This window comes from Campylobacter sp. 107, assembly GCF_002383835.1.
GTDB lineage: Bacteria > Campylobacterota > Campylobacteria > Campylobacterales > Campylobacteraceae > Campylobacter_D > Campylobacter_D jejuni.
On sequence record NZ_NXBA01000056.1, the window covers coordinates 1 to 17,792 of the forward strand.

Sequence of the window (17,792 nt, forward strand, 5' to 3'; positions counted from 1 at the left end):
GAATTATCAATCACGCCATCCACATACCAAGGAGCTATCTTTGCTATGAGTAAAGATAGGTATCCTCCATAAGACCCCCCCCCATAAATTTTTGGTAAATCTGCAAATTCTGGAAAACGTTTAACTAAATCTTTTAAAGCATTGATATGATCAATAGCTGCCATAACGCCATAGTTTTGATAATCTCCATTGGGTGGGATAAAATCACAAGAAAGTTCTATTTTTTGGCTTTCATCAACCAAACCTGCTTGTTTCATTTCATTAACTTTTTGTTCTATAAGAGGAATAATTTGTTCGAAATTATCTTTATTAACCGATAAATGTCCTAAATTAATATTTTTTAAAATGCCATTTACACGCTCTAAATCATCTTGATTGGGAATAAGCTTTGGATTATACTTTTGATCAATACTTTGTCTTGCACAAAAACAATGATAAAAAACATGCACCACTACAACATCAAAATTTTTAGCAATATATTCCCTATCAAAATCTAAAAAAGAAATATTTGCATTAGCTCCAAAACCACCCACTATAAAAACTATGGCTTTGAGATCTTTTTCATCATCATAGCTAATGCGGTATTCAAGTTTGCTAGTTCTTTTTATATTTAATTCTACATCATCACAAGAATCAATTTCAAAGGTTTGATTTATAAGCAATTTTAAGCCTTTTATTGTATTTTAAAGACAATTATACTTAAATTTTAGTAAAATAAAACACAAAAACAAGGCTTAACTATGAAAAATCTTTGCATAATCCCTGCTCGTGGTGGATCAAAAAGAATTCCTAGAAAAAATATCATTGATTTTCTAGGTAAACCTTTAATCTCTTATAGCATAGAAAATGCTTTAAATTCAGGCATTTTTGATGAAGTAGTGCTTTCAAGCGATGATGAAGAAATCATAGAAGTAGCCTTAAAATACGGTGCAAAAGCTCCATTTGTGCGTGATAAAAATTTAAGCGATGATTATGCTTCAAGCACTGCTGTAGTGCAAAATGCCATAGAATTTTTACAAAGCCAAAATCAAATTTATGATCATGTCTGTTGTCTTTATGCTACTGTTCCTTTGTTAAACAAAGACATTTTAAAACAAGCCTATGAAAAATTTATCCAAAATCAAAGCAAGTTTTTATTTGCCGCCACTGAGTTTGAGTATCCTATACAAAGGGCTTTTTATCTAAATGAGAATAATCAAGTTTATATGTTTGACGAAAAACATTATAAAAGTCGTTCACAAGACTTAACAAAAGCTTATCACGATGCAGGAGCTTTTTATTTTGGTACAAGTAAAGCTTGGCTTGAAGAAGATTTTATGTTTAAACCTCATTCTAGTATATTTGTATTGCCAAGAAATTTAGTTTGCGATATAGATACCATGCAAGATTTAGAATTTGCAAAAATACTTTATAAGGCAAATCATGAAAGTGCTTTTTAGAAGCGATAGCTCCAGTCAAATAGGCTTTGGACACATTAAACGCGATCTAGTCTTAGCTAAACAATATAGCGATGTAAGTTTTGCTTGTTTGCCTTTAGAAGGCTCTTTGATCGATGAAATTCCTTATCCTGTTTATGAGCTTGATAGTGAAAGCATTTACGAACTTATCAATCTCATCAAAGAAGAAAAATTTGAACTTCTTATCATTGATCACTATGACATCAGCGTAGATGATGAAAAACTGATCAAGCTTGAAACAGGGGTGAAAATTCTAAGCTTTGATGATGAAATAAAGCCTCATCATTGTGATATTTTACTCAATGTCAATGCCTATGCAAAAGCAAGTGATTATGAAGGTTTAGTGCCTTTTAAATGCGAAGTAAGATGTGGTTTTTCTTATGCTTTAATCAGGGAAGAATTTTATCAAGAGGCCAAAGAAAATAGAGAAAAAAAATATGATTTTTTCATTTGCATGGGTGGAACTGATATAAAAAACCTTTCTTTACAAATTGCTAGCGAATTACCTAAAACAAAAATCATCAGCATTGCAACCAGCTCTTCTAATCCTAATCTTAAAAAATTGCAAAAATTTGCAAAATTACATAACAATATTAAATTATTTATCGATCATGAAAATATTGCAAAATTGATGAATGAAAGCAATAAACTCATCATTAGTGCAAGTTCTTTAGTCAATGAAGCCTTGCTTTTAAAGGCAAATTTCAAAGCTATTTGTTATGTTAAAAATCAAGAACCTACAGCAACTTGGCTTGCTAAAAAAGGGTATGAAGTGGAGTATAAGTATTGATAAAACTTAAAAATTTCACAGAACTTAATTCTCAAGAAATAGAGCTGATTTTTAAATGGCGCAATCACCCAGATATCAGTCAATTTATGAAAACAAAATATATTGATTTTGAAGAACATTTAAGATTTTTAAAAAAATTACATCAAGATTCTAGCAAAAAATATTTTTTAGTTTTTCAAGATGAACAGATTATCGGCGTAATTGATTTTGTCAATATCACAACTAAATCTTGCGAATTTGGACTTTACGCAAAACCTAATTTAAAAGGCGTAGGACAAATTTTAATGAATGAAATTATAAAATACGCTTTTGAAAACTTAAAAGTAAATACTCTTAAAGCTTATGTTTTCAAAGACAATCGCAAAGCTTTAAAATTATATCAACAAAATCATTTTACTATTTATGATGAAGATAAAGATTTTTACCATATTTGCCTAAAGCAATCTGACTGCAAAGCCTTGCCTAGCTAATTCTTCTTTTACATCTTTAGGGGTATACTTAGAAAAATGAAAAATATAAGCACCCGCTAAAGCATCAGCACCTAAATTTAAAGCCTCAACTCCATCACTTGGATTGCTAAGTCCTCCATTGATAATAAGAGGAATTTTAAGTTTATTTTGAAAGATCTTTAAAAGTTCTAAATCATAACCCTTTGCCCTTCCTTCAAAATCCACAGAAGTTAAAAGAAGCTCTCCAGCTCCTTTTTTTTCATATTCTAAAGCAAGTTCTAAAGGACTTTTTTCGAGTAAATTTCCCCTGTCATAAACACAAAATTGCCCTCCTTTTCTTTTAACATCTATAGAACAAACTATACATTGAGAACCAAAACGATTAGCCGCTTTACTTATAAAATCCATATCTTCTAAGGCCTTAGAATTGATAGAAATTTTATCCGCACCTAAATTTAAAATCTTTTGTATATCTTCAAGGGTTTTTATCCCGCCACCTATAGTTAAAGGCATAAAACATTCTTTAGCAAGATCTTCTATACTTTCAAAATCTATTTCTCCACTTTTTGAAGCATCTATATCTAAGATAATAAGCTCATCAACATTGCGTGCATTATAAATTCTCATTGTTGAAGTTAAATGCCCTATAGTGCGAAAATCTTTAAATTCTATACTTTTAACAAGTTGTCCGTTTTTTAACAAAACACAAGGGATAATTCTAGTTTTTAACATTTACAGCCTTATAAAATTTTCTAAAAGTTTTAAGCCTAAATTTTGACTTTTTTCGGGGTGAAATTGTGTAGCAAAAATATGATCTTTTTGTAAAGATGCAACAAATTTATGTCCGTATTGTGCTTTAGCACTTACAAACTCATCTTTGCATTTCACATAAAAAGAATGCACAAAATAAAAATCACTCTTATTATCTATGCCTTGATACAAAGGATCTTGTTTTAAAATTTCAAGCTCATTCCAACCCATATGTGGGATTTTTAAATTTAAATCCTCTTCAAATTTGACTACTTCACCTTCTATAAAACCAAGTCCTTCGCAAACTCCACCTTCATAGCCCCTTTCTAAAAAAAGTTGCATTCCTAAACAAATGCCTAAAATAGGTTTTTTTTGTACTAAAACTTGCTCTTTTAAAGCTTCTATAAAACCAAGTTCTTTTAAATTTTTCATCGCTTCTTTAAAAGATCCCACTCCAGGTAAAAGCAATTTATCTGCTTTTTGCAAATCTTTTGGATTTTTAGCTATGAAATTTATAGCTCCTATTTTTTCAAAAGCCTTAGCAACAGAGTTTAAATTTCCCGCCTTGTAATCAATGAGTGCTATCATTTTAAAACACACTCGTCTTTTCTTACCAAAGAACCATCATAATCTCTTATAAATTTACCATTTTCATCACGTTTAAAAATTTTTTTATTGGTAAAAGAATCTACTATTTTTTGAAATTCTTCCTCGCTAAAACCACTGAATTCAAGGTATTTTTTAATAGCCTTTTTAGGGGGCTTGCCATCGTATTTTTGTACCAAACGCACCCCTTCTTCACGGCTGATATAACCTAAACGAATATCCAAACAAGCATTATCCGTTGCTCTACCAAAGCCGTATTTGCAGTATTTTAAATAATCATGCACATGATTAGAATAACAATCTAAATTTTCAAAATTTTCATAAGTAGTCTCAACAGGATGATCTAGAGTTAAAAAACCATATTTTTTAGAAATTTCAAGAATTTTTTTATAATCCCATTTAAAATAATATCCTAAAAATAGCCCAGTAACCCCTACTCTTTGAAGTTCTTCATCACTTGGATAAGTATATAAAAACAAATCTTTTTCAGTGATACCATTTACCCCAAGCATATCAGAAGCACGATTTCCTAAAAGCCCGCCAAATTCTTCAAGCCACTCTCTGCCTAAAATATTCTTATTTTTACTACTCGCAGGACCGCCATACTCTATCTGCGGACTTTCTCCCCAGATGATCAAAGGCACTCCAAAATTTACCGCTATGCGTGGAACAGAAGTAAAAATTCCCAAATGGTTTTGCCACTCATTATCCCCTGTTCTTATAAAAGCTTCACGGGCAAGTTTTTGATAAACTTTTGGATCACGCTTGATATGGATCAAATCCACGCCAAGATGATTTAAATTGTCTAAATTTTTGCGCCCTATTTTCGTAGGTACGCTAGGCTCAAAACACACACACAAAGGATTAAGTCCAAGTTCAAGCATTTTAACCACTTGAAAAGTAGAATCTTTTCCGCCACTTACTCCGATAACACAATCATAAACAGGATGTTTTTTGTATTTTTTTATAAGCTCAAAAAATTCTTTTTCTCTTTCTTGCCAATTAATATTTTGATTTTTAGCTTCTTGAGAACGACAAGCATCACAAACACCTTCTTCATCAAAATGTAAATCAGGCTTAGTATCTGGCATCACACATTTTTTACAAAATTTCATAAATTTCCTTTAATTAGTCTTAAATATATATCGTTATAATTAAATTTTATTTTATGATTTTATATATTTATATTATATAAAAATTCAAAAATGAATGAATTCTATAATTTAAATCCATATGGCATTTTTTGAATGAAACCAAGCAAAATCATAACAAAGTTGTAATATTTATATAATATAAATATATAAATTGAAGAAATATATAATATAATTATATATCATTTTAGTCAGGAAATTTACCAAAGAAAGAAAAGTATGCAAATAGGAAATTTTAACACCGATAAAAAGGTTTTTATCATAGCAGAACTTAGCGCCAATCACGCAGGAAGTCTTGAGATGGCACTTCAAAGTATAAAAGCTGCCAAAGAAGCAGGTGCTGATGCGATAAAAATTCAAACTTACACTCCAGATAGCATGACTCTAAATAGCAACAAAGAAGATTTTATTATTAAGGGTGGGCTTTGGGATAAAAGAAAACTTTATGAGCTTTACGAAAGCGCAAAAACTCCTTATGAATGGCATTCTCAAATCTTTGAAACCGCACAAAATGAAGGCATACTTTGTTTTTCAAGTCCTTTTGCCAAAGAAGATTTAGAATTTCTAAAACGCTTTGATCCTATAGCCTATAAAATCGCTTCTTTTGAAGCTAATGATGAAAATTTCGTGCGTTTAATCGCCAAAGAAAAAAAACCTACTATCGTTTCAACGGGCATTGCTACAGAAGAAGAACTTTTTAAAATCTGTGAAATTTTTAAAGAAGAAAAAAATCCTGATTTAATCTTTTTAAAATGTACTTCGGCTTATCCTACTGCCATAGAAGATATGAATTTAAAAGGCATAGTAAGTTTAAAAGAAAAATTTAATGTTGAAGTGGGACTAAGTGATCATAGCTTTGGTTTTTTAGCCCCTGTTATGGCAGTAGCACTTGGAGCTAGAGTGATAGAAAAGCATTTTATGTTAGACAAAAACATAGAAAGCGAAGACAGTAAATTTAGTCTTGATTTTGATGAATTTAAAGCTATGGTAGATGCAGTAAGACAGGCTGAAAGTGCTTTAGGTGATGGTAAGTTAGATCTAGATGAAAAAGCTCTTAAAAACCGTGTTTTTGCAAGAAGCTTATATGCAAGCAAGGATATCAAAAAAGGTGAAATGTTCAGCGAAGAAAATGTAAAATCCGTGCGTCCTTCTTTTGGACTACACCCTAAATTTTATCAAGAACTTTTAGGAAAAAAAGCTAGCAAAGATATAGAATTTGGCGATGCTTTAAAACAAGGAGATTTTACATGAAAAATATTTTAGTTACAGGTGCTGATGGTTTTATAGGTTCTCATCTTTGTGAAAGTTTGGTCAAAAAAGGTTTTAAAGTCAGAGCTTTAAGTCAGTATAATTCTTTTAATTTTTGGGGACATTTAGAAAAAAGTCCTTTTTTAAAAGACATGGAAGTTATAAGTGGAGATTTAAGAGACAGTTTTTTTTGCGAAAAAATCACCAAAAATATAGATGCAATCTTTCATCTTGGCGCTTTAATCGCTATCCCCTACTCCTACACAGCCCCACAAAGCTATGTGGATACCAATGTCAATGGCACTTTAAATATGCTCGAAGCAGCTAAAAAAAACGAGATTTCACATTTTATCCACACCTCAACAAGCGAAGTTTATGGCACAGCCTTTTATGTACCTATTGATGAAAAACACCCTTTACAACCTCAAAGCCCTTATTCTGCAAGCAAAATCGCTGCAGATATGATGGCACTGAGTTATTATAATTCTTTTAATTTAAATGTCAATATTGCACGCCCTTTTAACACCTATGGACCAAGACAAAGCGCAAGGGCTATCATACCTACCATCATCACACAAATTTTAAGTGGAGCAAAAGAAATTAAACTAGGAGATTTAAGCCCTAAAAGGGATTTAAATTTTGTGCTAGATACTTGCGAGGGTTTTATCTCTCTTTTAAATTTAAAACATTTTGGAGAAGTTTATAATATAGGCTCAGGAGTGGAATACTCCATGCAAGAAGTACTTGATCTCATACAAAAAATTTTAGATTCTAAAGTAAAAATCATCCAAGATGAGCAAAGATTGCGTCCTAAAAATAGCGAAGTTTTTAGACTTTGTTGCGATGCAAACAAGCTTACAAAAGCTACAAATTGGCAAAGCAAAATAAGTCTAGAAGAAGGTTTAAGACAAAGCATAGAGTATTTTAAAGAAAATTTAGAAAATTATAAAAGTGAGCTTTATAATGTTTGAAAAAGAAATTTCTTTTATAAAAAGTCTTTTTAATAAAGAAAATATCGCCCTACATGAGCCTTGCTTTATAGGCAATGAGAAAAAATATCTCTTAGAATGTATCGATAGCGGTTTTGTTTCAAGCGTAGGAGAATTTGTAACGCGTTTTGAAGAAGCTTTAAAAGAAAAAACCAAAACACGCTTTGTCATCGCTACAAATACAGGTACAGCAGCCCTTCATATCGCTTTACTAGCTAATGGTATCGATGAAAACTGCGAAGTCATCACTCAAAGCATAAGCTTTGTCGCTACGGCCAATGCTATAGCTTATACAGGTGCAAAACCCGTTTTTTTAGATATAGATGAAAACACTCTAAGTTTAAGCCCTAAGGCTTTAGAGTATTTTTTAGAAAATCAAACTTATCAAAAAGATAATCTTAGCTATAACAAAACCACACACAAACTCATCAAAGCTTGTGTTATTATGCACACCTTTGGTTTAAGCGCTCATATAAAAGCCATCAAAGAGCTTTGTGAAAAATACCACATCCTTTTAATTGAAGATGCTGCAGAAGCCTTAGGAAGCACCTATGAAAACAAGGCCTTAGGCACTTTTGGAAAGTGTGGAATTTTAAGCTTTAATGGCAATAAAATCATCACAGGTGGATGCGGTGGGGCGATATTAAGCGATGATGAAAATTTAGCCAAACTTGCAAGACACCTTAGCACCACAGCTAAAATCCCCCATCCTTACGAATACGATCATGATAGGATAGCTTATAATTACCGTCTTTGCAATATAAACGCAGCAATCTTGCTTGCAGGACTTGAAAATTTAGAACTTTTTTTAGAAAACAAAAGAGAACTTGCTAAAATTTACAAGGATTTTTTTAAAAATCACGATAAATGTAAATTTATCGATGAAAAAAGCAATGAAAAAAGCAATTTTTGGCTCAATACCTTGCTTTTTAAGGATGAGAATTTAAGAAATATCTTTTTAGAAGAATGCTTGAAAAATAATATTTTCGTCCGTCCTGTATGGAAAAGCTTACCGAGTTTAAAAGCTTTTCAAAACTGTCAAAGCAATGAGCTTATAAACACTAAAAAATTAGAAAAACGCTTGATTAATTTACCTAGTAGCGTTAGAATAGCAAATAAAAAGGAATGATGCGTTGCAAAATTTAATTCAAAGCATTAAAAAAATTTAATAAGAAAAAATATGAGAGTAGCGGGGGGGGGGATTGATTTTTTTACTTCTTCTTTTAGGACAAGCGCGTGAAAAATGTCATCATCATAGGAGCGGGTGGCTTTGCTAGAGAGCTTTATTCTTATTTAAAAGATGCAAATGACGAAATTATAGGCTATATTGATATACAAGAAAATAATTTTTTTGACTTAAAATATCTAGGCAATGAAGATAATTTCGATAAAAAGTTGATTCAAAAAGCATCTTTTGCTTTAGGTGTAGGACAAATCAATTTAAGAAAAAAAATCCTTGTAAAACTTTCAAAAAAATCATGTAATTTTATCACTTTTATACATCCTCAATATTTTGTTTCAAAAGAAGCTAAAATAGGACAAGTGGTTATAGTATGTCCTTTTGTAACCATTAATGCTAATTCAAATATAGGAGATTTTGTGCTTTGTAATATTTATTCAAGCATAGCTCATGATTGTAAGGTAGGAGAAGGAAGTATTTTAAGCCCTTATGCTACACTTAATGGAAATTCAAGCATAGGAAAAAATTGTTTTTAGCTACTAGAGTTAACCTGTTGCCTTGCGTAAACTTAGAAGATAACTGCATAGTAAGCACAGGTAGTAGTATTATTAGCAAAAACTACATATCCAATCAACTTATTTTTCATAAAAATATAATTAAAACAAGGAAAAAACAATGAAAGAAATTAATATCATAGGCTTTGGTTTAATGGGTAGGCAAATAAGTGCGTTATTTTATTTGTTAGGCTATGAAATAGGTGTTTATAATAAAAGCAAGCTCAATATATACGAATTTGAAAAGCAAATAAAACTTCTACAAAGAAAAATAGATTTTTCTAATTTTAACGCCGAAAAAATAAACATTTACCAACATATAGAAGATCTTAAAAAAGCTTGACTATAGAAAGCTTGAATGAAGATTAAATTTAAAAAAAAGAAATCATACAAATTCTTAGAGACAATAATAATATAGTTTTTTCGAATTCAAGTTCTTTGGGTATGGATGATTTATACTGCGATTTTATACATTTTTTCAATCCTATTTATATCAAATTAATAGAACTTTGTGGTTCTAATTTAGAACGATTTACCCCATTGAAAGATCTTAAAAAATTAGGATTTCATATCATTCGCAGTAAAGGCAATCGAGGAGCTTTAGCCAATTTACTTTTGTTCAATGAAATTTCATCATTTTTTAAAATTATAGAAAAATACGATTATCATTTCAAAGAATGTCAAACAGTTTATGATTTGCTTTATGAAAAAAGAAATTTGTTAAATATTATCGACACTATAGGCATAGAACTTTGTGATAAAATTTGTAAGAATTTAAAAGAAGATGATGAAAATTTTTACCATCCAAAAATCTTTAAAAAGGCTTTAGAAAAAGGAATTTTAGATAGAAAAAATAAAACAAAAATAAGTGATATTTTATAAAATAAGTAAATATTAATTTAATATTTTATATAATTTAGCCTTTTTATTAAATTGAAGGGGTGGAAATGATTTATTGCGATCACTGCGTGATGCCAAATACTAGACCTGGTATTAAATTTACAAAAGATAAAAAAGGTAAAAATATCTGTTCAGCTTGTATCAATCATAAAAATAAAGAAAATATTGATTATAAAGCAAGGTTTAAAGAGCTTGAAGTCTTATGCGATAAATACCGCAGAATGAATGGAAAATTTGAATATGATTGCGCTATTGCCGTAAGTGGAGGTAAAGATTCGCATTTTCAAGTGCATATCATGAAAGAAAAACTTGGAATGAATCCTATTCTTTTTAGCGTTGAAGATAATTTCACCATGACTGAAGCAGGTAAGAAAAATCTTAAAAATTTAAGTGAAACTTTTGGTTGTCATATCATTAGCTTAAAACCTAATATCAAAACTCAAAAAAAAGTTATGCTAAAAACCTTTGAAAAATATGGAAAACCCACTTGGTTTATTGATAGACTGATTTACAGCTATCCTTTTGCTATGGCTTTAAAATTTAATACACCTTTATTGGTTTATGGAGAAAATGTTAGTTATGAATATGGAGGTAGTGATGCCAAAGAAACTCCTAGCGCCAAAGAAATATTTTTAAATGGCGTAGCTAGTGATTTAAATATAAATGAATTTATAGATGATGAAATCAAAGAAGAAAATCTACAACTCTTTTTTAATCCCAATGCAAATGATATCAACAAACTTAATCCTATTTATCTAAGTTATTTTATAAAATGGAATTCTTATAGCAATTATATTTTTGCTAAAAGTCGTGGTTTTACCGATCTAGAAGGCGAATGGTATAGAACAATGTGTGCAGAAAATTTTGATCAAGTTGATAGTATAGGCTATATCCTACATGCTTGGATGAAATACCCTAAATTTGGTCATGCTTGTGCGAGTGATTACGCAGCTCGTTTCGTGCGTTATGGACTTTTAAGCAGAAAAGAAGCTATTGAACTTGTGCAAAAAAGAGATCATAAGCTTGACAATAGATGCGTTGAAGATTTTTGTAATTTCATAGGTATTAGTAAAACTACATTTTGGAAAATAGTAGAAAAACATTACAATATGGATTTATTTTATAAAAATGATTTTGGAGAATTTAAATTAAAAAACAAATTACAATAAAAATATAAAGGAAAAAAATGCAAAACTCATTAGAAGCTTATACAATGAAATATAATGAAAATGGATACGGATTACTTTTTCCAGATGGTCATGTAGTACGTTTTATGAAAGAATTTTAAAATACAAACTAAATAAAATAAATGGAAATTTACTTGATTTTGGTTGTGGCAATGGTGTACATTCAGCGTATTTTCAAAGCAAAGGGTTTAAAACCTTCGGAATAGATATAGTTCCAAGTTTAAAAGAAATTTGGGAGCAAAATATTAGGGGGGGGGGATATTGTAAAATTATAGAACCAAATTCTAGCATCAAAGGACTTTTTGATGAAAATATGGATATTATCTTTGCAAATCAAACTCTTTACTACATACCTCTAAAAGAACTTAAACAAAATATTTTAGAATTTTACGAACTTTTAAACACAGGTGGAATACTTTTTGCTACAATGATGAGCAAGAAAAATTATTATTTCTCCCACAGCCAAAAAGAAGAAAAAAATGGCTTGAGTAAAGTTGAAATCAAAGGTAGACTAAACGAAACGAGTTTTATACATTTCATCGATAAAGTCGAAGATCTAGAAAATCTTTTTCAACCTTTTGAAACTTTATTTCTAGGAGATTATGATCCTATTAATTTTTATCATTTTGAAGGATCAGCACACCATTATGTTTATATAGGTATTAAAAAATAAAATTTTGCCTTTATTTTAAGGCAAAATAAAGGCAAAACTATGAAAAAAACCCTCATCATCGCAGAAGCAGGAGTCAATCACAATGGTGATTTAAATTTAGCTAAAAAGTTAATAGAAATCGCAGCAGATTCAGGGGCTGATTTTGTTAAATTTCAAAGTTTTAAAGCCAAAAACTGTATCAGCACAAAGGCTAAAAAAGCACCCTATCAGCTTAAAACCACAGCTAGTGATGAGAGTCAACTTCAAATGGTACAAAAACTCGAACTCAATCTTAAAGCTCATAAAGAGCTTATCCTACACGCAAAAAAATGCAATATTGCCTTTCTTTCTACTCCTTTTGATCTTGAAAGTGTAGATCTTTTAAATGAGTTAGGCTTAAAAATCTTTAAAATTCCAAGCGGAGAAATCACCAATCTACCCTATCTTAAAAAAATTGCAAAGCTTAATAAAAAAATCATACTTTCAACAGGTATGGCAAATTTAGGCGAGATAGAAGAAGCTTTAAATGTGCTTTGCAAAAATGGCGCTAAACGCCAAAATATCACTCTTTTACACTGCACTACAGAATACCCTGCCCCTTTTGATGAAGTCAATCTTAAAGCCATGCAAAGCTTAAAAGACGCTTTTAAGCTTGATGTGGGTTATTCTGATCACACTCAAGGCATACACATTTCCCTAGCTGCGGTTGCCTTGGGAGCTTGTGTGATAGAAAAGCATTTTACTCTAGACAAAAATATGTCAGGGCCTGATCATAAAGCAAGCCTAGAACCTCATGAACTAAAAACGCTTTGTACTCAAATAAGACAAATACAAAAGGCTATGGGTGATGGCATAAAAAAAGCAAGCAAAAGCGAAAGAAAAAATATCAACATAGTAAGAAAAAGTTTAGTCGCTAAAAAAGATATCCAAAAAGGAGAAATTTTTAACGAAGAAAATCTTACTACCAAACGCCCAGCAAATGGTATAAGTGCTATGAGATATGAAGAGTTTTTAGGTAAAATTGCTACAAAAAACTACAAAGAAGATGAGCTTATCTGTGAGTAAAAGAAAAATTTGTATAGTCAGTGCAACAAGGGCTGAATGGTATCTTTTAAGAAATTTATGCCATGAAATTCAAAACGATAAAGATCTAAGCCTTCAAATCATCGCTACAGGGGCACATTTAAGCCCTGAGTTTGGACTGACTTATAAAGAAATAGAAAAAGAATTTAAAATAACTAAAAAAATCCCTATCCTGCTTGCAAACGATGATAAAATAAGCCTTTGTAAAAGTATGAGTTTAGCTTTTAGTACTTTTAGCGATGCTTTTAAAGACTTAAAGCCTGACATGGTAGTCATTTTAGGCGATCGTTATGAAATGCTTAGCGTAGCAAGTGTGTGTCTTTTGATGCACATACCTTTAGTGCATTTATGTGGCGGGGAGCTTACTTTAGGAGCTATTGATGATAGTATAAGACACAGCATTTCAAAAATGTCACATTTACATTTTGTAAGTCATGAAATTTATAAAAAAAGGCTTTTACAACTTGGAGAAGAAGAAAAAAGGGTTTTTAATATAGGATCTTTAGCTTCTACTATCATAAAAAATATGAATTTTTTAAGCAAAAAAGATTTAGAAAAAGCCTTAGAAATGAAACTAGATAAAGAACTTTACTTAATCACTTATCATCCTTTAACCTTAAATGTAAAAAATACTCAAAAAGAAATTAAAACCTTACTTAAAAAACTTGACACCCTTAAAAACGCAAGTTTGATTTTTACTAAAGCAAATGCCGATGAAAATGGACTTTTAATCAATGAAATTTTGCAAAATTACTGCCAAAAAAACTCACACAAGGCTAAACTTTTTGATAATCTTGGCTCACAAAAATACCTAAGTCTTATGAAAATAGCCAAGGCCATGATAGGCAATTCTTCAAGTGGTATTAGTGAAAGTCCTTTTTTTAAAACTCCTTGCATTAATATAGGCGATAGACAAAAAGGGCGTTTAAGAACTCAAAATATCATTGATTGCGAAATCAACGATCTTGATCAAGCTTTTGAAAAATTAGAAAGCAAAGAATTTAAACAAAAATTAAAAAATTTTAAAAACCCTTATGATAATGATAAAAATCCCAATAAATTCATAAAAACTTGCCTAAAAAATGTAAATTTAGATACAATTTTACATAAAAATTTCATCGATTTATAAGGCTTAGTATGGATATAAACAAACTCAAACTCACCCCTGATTCTAGCATAAAAGAAGCTTTAAAAATAGTCGGGCAAGAACGCGTTAGACTAGGCATTATAGTCGATAAAAAGGATAAATTTTTAGGAGTCATTAGCGATTCAAACATCAGAAAAGCTTTAATTAGTGGCAAAACTTTAAAAGATAGTATCAAGGATATTTACACTAAAAATCCCATCACCATAAAAGAAAACACAAGCAAAGAACAGCTTTTAAAAATTTCTGCTAAAACCGATATTTACGACTTTCCTGTTTTAGATGAAAAAGGGCAAATTCTTTCTATAAAATCTATCTCATCACTTTTAAAAGCTAATCCAAACTCCATTATCATCATGGCTGGAGGCTTAGGATCTCGATTAAAAGAGCTGACTAAAGATACTCCAAAACCTATGTTAAAAGTAGGCAAAAAACCCATTTTAGAAAGCATAGTCCAAAGACTTAAAAATCAAAATTTTGAAAATTTTATCTTTTGTGTGAATTATAAAAAACAAATCATAGAAGATTATTTTCAAAAAGGGCAAAAATTTGGGGTTAAAATTTCTTATATTAAAGAGCGTAAAAAACTAGGTACAGCAGGAGCTTTAAGCCTTATAAAACAAGAATTTAAAGAAAGTTTTATCGTTATGAATGCAGACATTTTAACCGAGCTTGATTTTAATGATCTTTTAAAAGCGCATAAAAAATCAAAAGCTTTAATGAGCGTTTGCGTGCGTGAGTTTGAGCAACAAATTCCTTATGGAGTAATCACCCAAAAACAAGGTTTTATAGAAAATATAGAAGAAAAACCTACCCAAAAATTCCTAGTAAGTGCGGGGATTTATGTACTTGAAAATGAAATTTTAAATTTAATTGCTAAAAATGAATACTTAGACATGCCAGAACTCATCAAACTTGTATTGCAAAAAGGCAAAGTAAATACTTATATCATCAACGATTATTGGATTGACATTGGAAGGCCAGATGAGTTTTTAAAAGCCAATGAGGATTTTAAATGAAAATCTTAATCATAGGTTTTGGAAGCATAGGAAAAAAGCATTTTTTAGCCTTAAAAAATTTAAATCATGAAGTAAGTTTGCTTTCTTTAAGTGCTAAAAAAGAAGAATTTAAAAACACTCCAATTTATCGCTCTTTGAAAGAATGTGATTTAAACGAATTTGATCTTTTTATCATCGCAAATATCACTACGGAGCATTTTCACACCTTAAAAACTTTAGATGAGCTTGTAAAAGATAAAACCATACTCGTAGAAAAACCTTTATTTGAAAAAAGCCAAAATTTCACAAGTTCAAAAAATCACATTTATGTAGCATATTTACTGCGTTTTCATCCTGTGATTGTTGCTTTAAAAAGGCTTTTAAAAGGTGAAAAAATTTATTTTGCTAGTTTGATTTGTAATTCTTATTTGCCCCATTGGAGAGCTTTAGACTACAGGCAAAACTATAGCGCTAAAAAAGAGCTAGGTGGTGGGGTTTTACTCGATCTTTCTCATGAAATCGATCTAGCCTTTTTTCTTTTTAAAGACTTAGAGCTTATATACTCCCAAAATGCTAAAATTTCAGAGCTTGACATAACAAGCGATGATTTTGCCTTTTTGGCTTTAAAAAATTCACAAGAAGCTAAAATTCATATAGAACTAGACTATTTTTCTAAATTTAACAAAAGAGAAATTATCATCCATACTTTAGAAAAAAGCTTTAAAGCCGATTTGATAAACAATAAAATCGAAATTTATCACAAAAATCAAAGTCAAAAAATCTTAAATTTTGAAAATGATACGATAAAAACCCTTCAAAATTTACATCAAGCAGTCTTTGAAAAAGACAAAGAACTTTGCGATCTTGAGCAAGCTTTAAAAGTGCTTGAAATTTGTGATGAAGTAAGGAAAAAAAATGGCTGAAATTTTATGCACCATTTGTGCTAGGGGTGGTAGCAAAGGCGTTAAAAACAAAAATATTAGAAAGATTAACGAACTTGAAATGATAGCTTATAGCATCATACAAGCTCAAAATTCAAAGCTTTTTAAACACATAGTCATAAGTACTGATAGTGATGAAATCGCAAGTGTAGCCCAAAAATATGGCGCTGAAGTTTTTTTCAAAAGAGAAGCTCATCTTGCCAATGATCAGGCTGCAAAACTTCCTGTCATGCGCGATGCCTTACTAAGAAGTGAAGAGCATTTTAAAACGCGTTTTGAAACTCTCATAGACTTAGATGCTTCAGCCCCACTTCGCTCAAGCCTTGATATAAAAAAAGCTTATGAAAGTTTTGTTGAAAATGATAATTCTAATCTCATCACCGCAGTTCCTGCTAGACGCAATCCTTATTTTAACCTCGTAGAAATACAAAATAACAAGGTAGTAAAATCCAAAGAAGGAAATTTTACCACTCGCCAAAGTGCCCCAAAATGCTATGATATGAACGCTAGTATTTATATCTTTAAAAGGGATTATCTTTTAGAAAATGATAGTGTTTTTGGCAAAAACACAGGGCTTTTTGTAATGGATGAAAGCACAGCTTTTGATATTGATAGCGAGCTTGATTTTAAAATCGTAGAGTTTTTAATCTCTTTAAAAAATTTATCGCCAAAGGATTTTTAATGCTTGAAAATAAAATCATCTTTGTAGCAGGAGCTTGTGGGCGTATAGGTAAAGCGCTTTGTCAAAAAATACTTCTTAGCAAAGGTATCCCTATACTCGCAGATATCAACAAAGAACGCTTAAATAAATTGCAAGAAAATTTAGAAACAAATTTTAAAACAAAACTTTTAAGCTTAGAACTTGATATCACTAAACAAGAAAGCTTACAAACCGCCCTTCAAAAAAGTCAAGAAAGATACGGCAAAATCGATGCTTTTGTTAACTCAAGCTATCCTTTTGGCAAAGATTGGGGTAAAACACCTTATTATGAACTCAAATACGAACAAATTTGTGAAAGTTTAAATTTACATTTAGCAGGCTTTATGCTAGCCGCTCAAGAATTTGTGAAATTTTTTAAACAACAAGGCTATGGTAATATCATCAATCTTAGCTCCATCATGGGAGTTTATGCGCCAAAATTTGAAAACTATGAAGGCACTTCCATGCAAAGCTCTTTAGAATACAGTGTGATAAAAGCAGGGATTAATCACATGAGCTCTTGGCTAGCTAAAGAGCTTTTTAATCAAAACATACGCGTTAATACCCTAGCAAGTGGAGGAATTTTGGATAATCAAAATGAACTTTTTTTAAAAGCTTATAGAAAATGTTGTGCAAGCAAGGGTATGTTAGATGCTGATGATGTGTGCGGAACCTTGGTATTTTTGCTTAGTGATGAGAGTAGATTTATCACAGGGCAAACCTTAGTGGTAGATGATGGATGGGGCTTATGATGACCTTCACCCCTACTCAAAAAGAACTTTTTAACAAAAACATTGAGGCTTTAAGCAATATTCTTTTAAAAGAAAGTTTAAAAGAAATTAAATCAAGTAAATTTGAACTTATCTTAGGTAAAGATAATCTAGATATCAATTTAAAAGATACAAGTGATAATACTTTTCTTTATGAAAATGTTATTGATGAATTAAACTCTATGCTAAACACTTATAATGATAAATATCTACTTTATCCTGTATTATATTTTTATGGTTTTG

At 30.6% G+C, this 17,792-nt stretch carries 18 protein-coding genes and 4 pseudogenes; 18 read left to right on the forward strand and 4 right to left on the reverse strand.

What is annotated here, in order from left to right; genetic code table 11:
• Positions 1–662: DUF2920 family protein (locus tag BGS40_RS06990; protein WP_141085136.1), on the reverse strand; the 662-nt coding region annotated here is incomplete at its 3' end.
• 78 nt (positions 663–740) lie between these two features.
• On the opposite strand from BGS40_RS06990, the gene pseF reads away from it, so the two are divergent.
• The 3 genes from pseF to pseH are packed head-to-tail and all read left to right on the forward strand — an operon-like array spanning position 741 to position 2,717.
• Positions 741–1,439: a pseudaminic acid cytidylyltransferase gene (gene pseF / locus BGS40_RS06995; protein WP_096738546.1), complete on the forward strand. Its 699-nt coding sequence runs from the start codon at positions 741–743 to the stop codon at positions 1,437–1,439.
• Positions 1,423–2,247 (forward strand): UDP-2,4-diacetamido-2,4,6-trideoxy-beta-L-altropyranose hydrolase, encoded by an 825-nt coding sequence (gene pseG, locus BGS40_RS07000; protein ID WP_096738547.1) that lies wholly within the window; start codon positions 1,423–1,425, stop codon positions 2,245–2,247. The genes pseF and pseG overlap by 17 nt, the downstream gene beginning before the upstream one ends.
• On the forward strand, positions 2,244–2,717 hold the full coding sequence (gene pseH / locus BGS40_RS07005; protein WP_052778038.1) for a UDP-4-amino-4,6-dideoxy-N-acetyl-beta-L-altrosamine N-acetyltransferase: 474 nt from the start codon (positions 2,244–2,246) through the stop codon (positions 2,715–2,717). The genes pseG and pseH overlap by 4 nt, the downstream gene beginning before the upstream one ends.
• Here the strand turns inward: pseH and wbuZ are convergent.
• The 3 genes from wbuZ to pseA are packed head-to-tail and all read right to left on the reverse strand — an operon-like array spanning position 2,682 to position 5,167.
• Positions 2,682–3,428 carry a glycosyl amidation-associated protein WbuZ gene (gene wbuZ / locus BGS40_RS07010; RefSeq protein ID WP_002786691.1) on the reverse strand — a complete coding sequence of 249 codons (747 nt, stop codon included), beginning with the start codon at positions 3,426–3,428 and terminating at the stop codon, positions 2,682–2,684. The genes pseH and wbuZ overlap by 36 nt on opposite strands.
• Entirely contained in the window at positions 3,429–4,034 is a 606-nt protein-coding gene (hisH, locus tag BGS40_RS07015; protein ID WP_004297688.1) for an imidazole glycerol phosphate synthase subunit HisH, read from the reverse strand.
• Complete coding sequence (gene pseA, locus BGS40_RS07020) at positions 4,031–5,167, reverse strand: pseudaminic acid biosynthesis protein PseA (protein WP_002784894.1); 1,137 nt, start codon at positions 5,165–5,167, stop codon at positions 4,031–4,033. The genes hisH and pseA overlap by 4 nt, the downstream gene beginning before the upstream one ends.
• A 255-nt stretch (positions 5,168–5,422) precedes the next feature.
• On the opposite strand from pseA, the gene pseI reads away from it, so the two are divergent.
• From pseI to BGS40_RS07095, 15 genes and pseudogenes are all read left to right on the forward strand, one after another.
• Positions 5,423–6,454, forward strand: coding sequence for a pseudaminic acid synthase (gene pseI, locus BGS40_RS07025; RefSeq protein ID WP_002867651.1), 1,032 nt, complete (start codon positions 5,423–5,425; stop codon positions 6,452–6,454).
• On the forward strand, positions 6,451–7,422 hold the full coding sequence (gene legB / locus BGS40_RS07030) for a 4,6-dehydratase LegB (protein ID WP_052778036.1): 972 nt from the start codon (positions 6,451–6,453) through the stop codon (positions 7,420–7,422). The genes pseI and legB overlap by 4 nt, the downstream gene beginning before the upstream one ends.
• Complete coding sequence (gene legC, locus BGS40_RS07035; RefSeq protein WP_096738548.1) at positions 7,415–8,569, forward strand: aminotransferase LegC; 1,155 nt, start codon at positions 7,415–7,417, stop codon at positions 8,567–8,569. Before legB ends, legC begins: the two co-directional genes overlap by 8 nt.
• 107 nt (positions 8,570–8,676) lie before the next feature.
• Positions 8,677–9,212, forward strand: a pseudogene (locus tag BGS40_RS07040) (acetyltransferase); the annotation flags it as partial.
• An 83-nt stretch (positions 9,213–9,295) separates the two neighbouring features.
• A pseudogene (locus BGS40_RS09485) lies at positions 9,296–9,613 on the forward strand (3-hydroxyacyl-CoA dehydrogenase NAD-binding domain-containing protein); the annotation flags it as partial.
• Between the two features lie 5 nt (positions 9,614–9,618).
• Positions 9,619–10,056: a hypothetical protein gene (locus tag BGS40_RS09490; protein WP_096738550.1), complete on the forward strand. Its 438-nt coding sequence runs from the start codon at positions 9,619–9,621 to the stop codon at positions 10,054–10,056.
• A gap of 65 nt (positions 10,057–10,121) precedes the next feature.
• Complete coding sequence (locus BGS40_RS07055; protein ID WP_096738551.1) at positions 10,122–11,243, forward strand: N-acetyl sugar amidotransferase; 1,122 nt, start codon at positions 10,122–10,124, stop codon at positions 11,241–11,243.
• Between the two features lie 17 nt (positions 11,244–11,260).
• Positions 11,261–11,934: pseudogene (locus BGS40_RS07060) on the forward strand (methyltransferase domain-containing protein).
• A gap of 39 nt (positions 11,935–11,973) precedes the next feature.
• Positions 11,974–12,978 (forward strand): N,N'-diacetyllegionaminate synthase, encoded by a 1,005-nt coding sequence (gene legI, locus BGS40_RS07065; protein WP_096738552.1) that lies wholly within the window; start codon positions 11,974–11,976, stop codon positions 12,976–12,978.
• Entirely contained in the window at positions 12,971–14,125 is a 1,155-nt protein-coding gene (gene legG / locus BGS40_RS07070; protein ID WP_096738553.1) for a GDP-N,N'-diacetylbacillosamine 2-epimerase (hydrolyzing), read from the forward strand. The genes legI and legG overlap by 8 nt, the downstream gene beginning before the upstream one ends.
• A gap of 8 nt (positions 14,126–14,133) precedes the next feature.
• Positions 14,134–15,159, forward strand: coding sequence for a nucleotidyltransferase family protein (locus BGS40_RS07075; protein WP_002789702.1), 1,026 nt, complete (start codon positions 14,134–14,136; stop codon positions 15,157–15,159).
• The gene (ptmF, locus tag BGS40_RS07080; RefSeq protein WP_087691727.1) at positions 15,156–16,061 is read left to right on the forward strand and encodes an L-glutamine-D-fructose-6-phosphate isomerase subunit; all 906 of its coding nucleotides are present in this window, start codon (positions 15,156–15,158) and stop codon (positions 16,059–16,061) included. Before BGS40_RS07075 ends, ptmF begins: the two co-directional genes overlap by 4 nt.
• The gene (gene legF, locus BGS40_RS07085) at positions 16,054–16,761 is read left to right on the forward strand and encodes a CMP-N,N'-diacetyllegionaminic acid synthase (protein ID WP_052781637.1); all 708 of its coding nucleotides are present in this window, start codon (positions 16,054–16,056) and stop codon (positions 16,759–16,761) included. The genes ptmF and legF overlap by 8 nt, the downstream gene beginning before the upstream one ends.
• Positions 16,761–17,531, forward strand: coding sequence for a flagellin modification protein PtmA (gene ptmA, locus BGS40_RS07090; protein ID WP_002805730.1), 771 nt, complete (start codon positions 16,761–16,763; stop codon positions 17,529–17,531). The genes legF and ptmA overlap by 1 nt, the downstream gene beginning before the upstream one ends.
• Positions 17,531–17,792: pseudogene (locus BGS40_RS07095) on the forward strand (motility associated factor glycosyltransferase family protein); the annotation flags it as partial. The gene ptmA and the pseudogene BGS40_RS07095, both read left to right, overlap by 1 nt.

What these genes read in the sequence shown, in the direction of transcription:
- pseF (WP_096738546.1), top strand. Translation starts at nt 741, where the DNA reads ATGAAAAATCTTTGCATAATCCCTGCTCGTGGTGGATCAAAAAGAATT.
- pseG (WP_096738547.1), top strand. Translation starts at nt 1,423, where the DNA reads ATGAAAGTGCTTTTTAGAAGCGATAGCTCCAGTCAAATAGGCTTTGGA.
- wbuZ (WP_002786691.1), bottom strand. Translation starts at nt 3,428, where the DNA reads ATGTTAAAAACTAGAATTATCCCTTGTGTTTTGTTAAAAAACGGACAA.
- hisH (WP_004297688.1), bottom strand. Translation starts at nt 4,034, where the DNA reads ATGATAGCACTCATTGATTACAAGGCGGGAAATTTAAACTCTGTTGCT.
- pseA (WP_002784894.1), bottom strand. Translation starts at nt 5,167, where the DNA reads ATGAAATTTTGTAAAAAATGTGTGATGCCAGATACTAAGCCTGATTTA.
- pseI (WP_002867651.1), top strand. Translation starts at nt 5,423, where the DNA reads ATGCAAATAGGAAATTTTAACACCGATAAAAAGGTTTTTATCATAGCA.
- legB (WP_052778036.1), top strand. Translation starts at nt 6,451, where the DNA reads ATGAAAAATATTTTAGTTACAGGTGCTGATGGTTTTATAGGTTCTCAT.
- legC (WP_096738548.1), top strand. Translation starts at nt 7,415, where the DNA reads ATGTTTGAAAAAGAAATTTCTTTTATAAAAAGTCTTTTTAATAAAGAA.
- BGS40_RS09490 (WP_096738550.1), top strand. Translation starts at nt 9,619, where the DNA reads ATGGATGATTTATACTGCGATTTTATACATTTTTTCAATCCTATTTAT.
- BGS40_RS07055 (WP_096738551.1), top strand. Translation starts at nt 10,122, where the DNA reads ATGATTTATTGCGATCACTGCGTGATGCCAAATACTAGACCTGGTATT.
- legI (WP_096738552.1), top strand. Translation starts at nt 11,974, where the DNA reads ATGAAAAAAACCCTCATCATCGCAGAAGCAGGAGTCAATCACAATGGT.
- BGS40_RS07075 (WP_002789702.1), top strand. Translation starts at nt 14,134, where the DNA reads ATGGATATAAACAAACTCAAACTCACCCCTGATTCTAGCATAAAAGAA.
- ptmF (WP_087691727.1), top strand. Translation starts at nt 15,156, where the DNA reads ATGAAAATCTTAATCATAGGTTTTGGAAGCATAGGAAAAAAGCATTTT.
- legF (WP_052781637.1), top strand. Translation starts at nt 16,054, where the DNA reads ATGGCTGAAATTTTATGCACCATTTGTGCTAGGGGTGGTAGCAAAGGC.
- ptmA (WP_002805730.1), top strand. Translation starts at nt 16,761, where the DNA reads ATGCTTGAAAATAAAATCATCTTTGTAGCAGGAGCTTGTGGGCGTATA.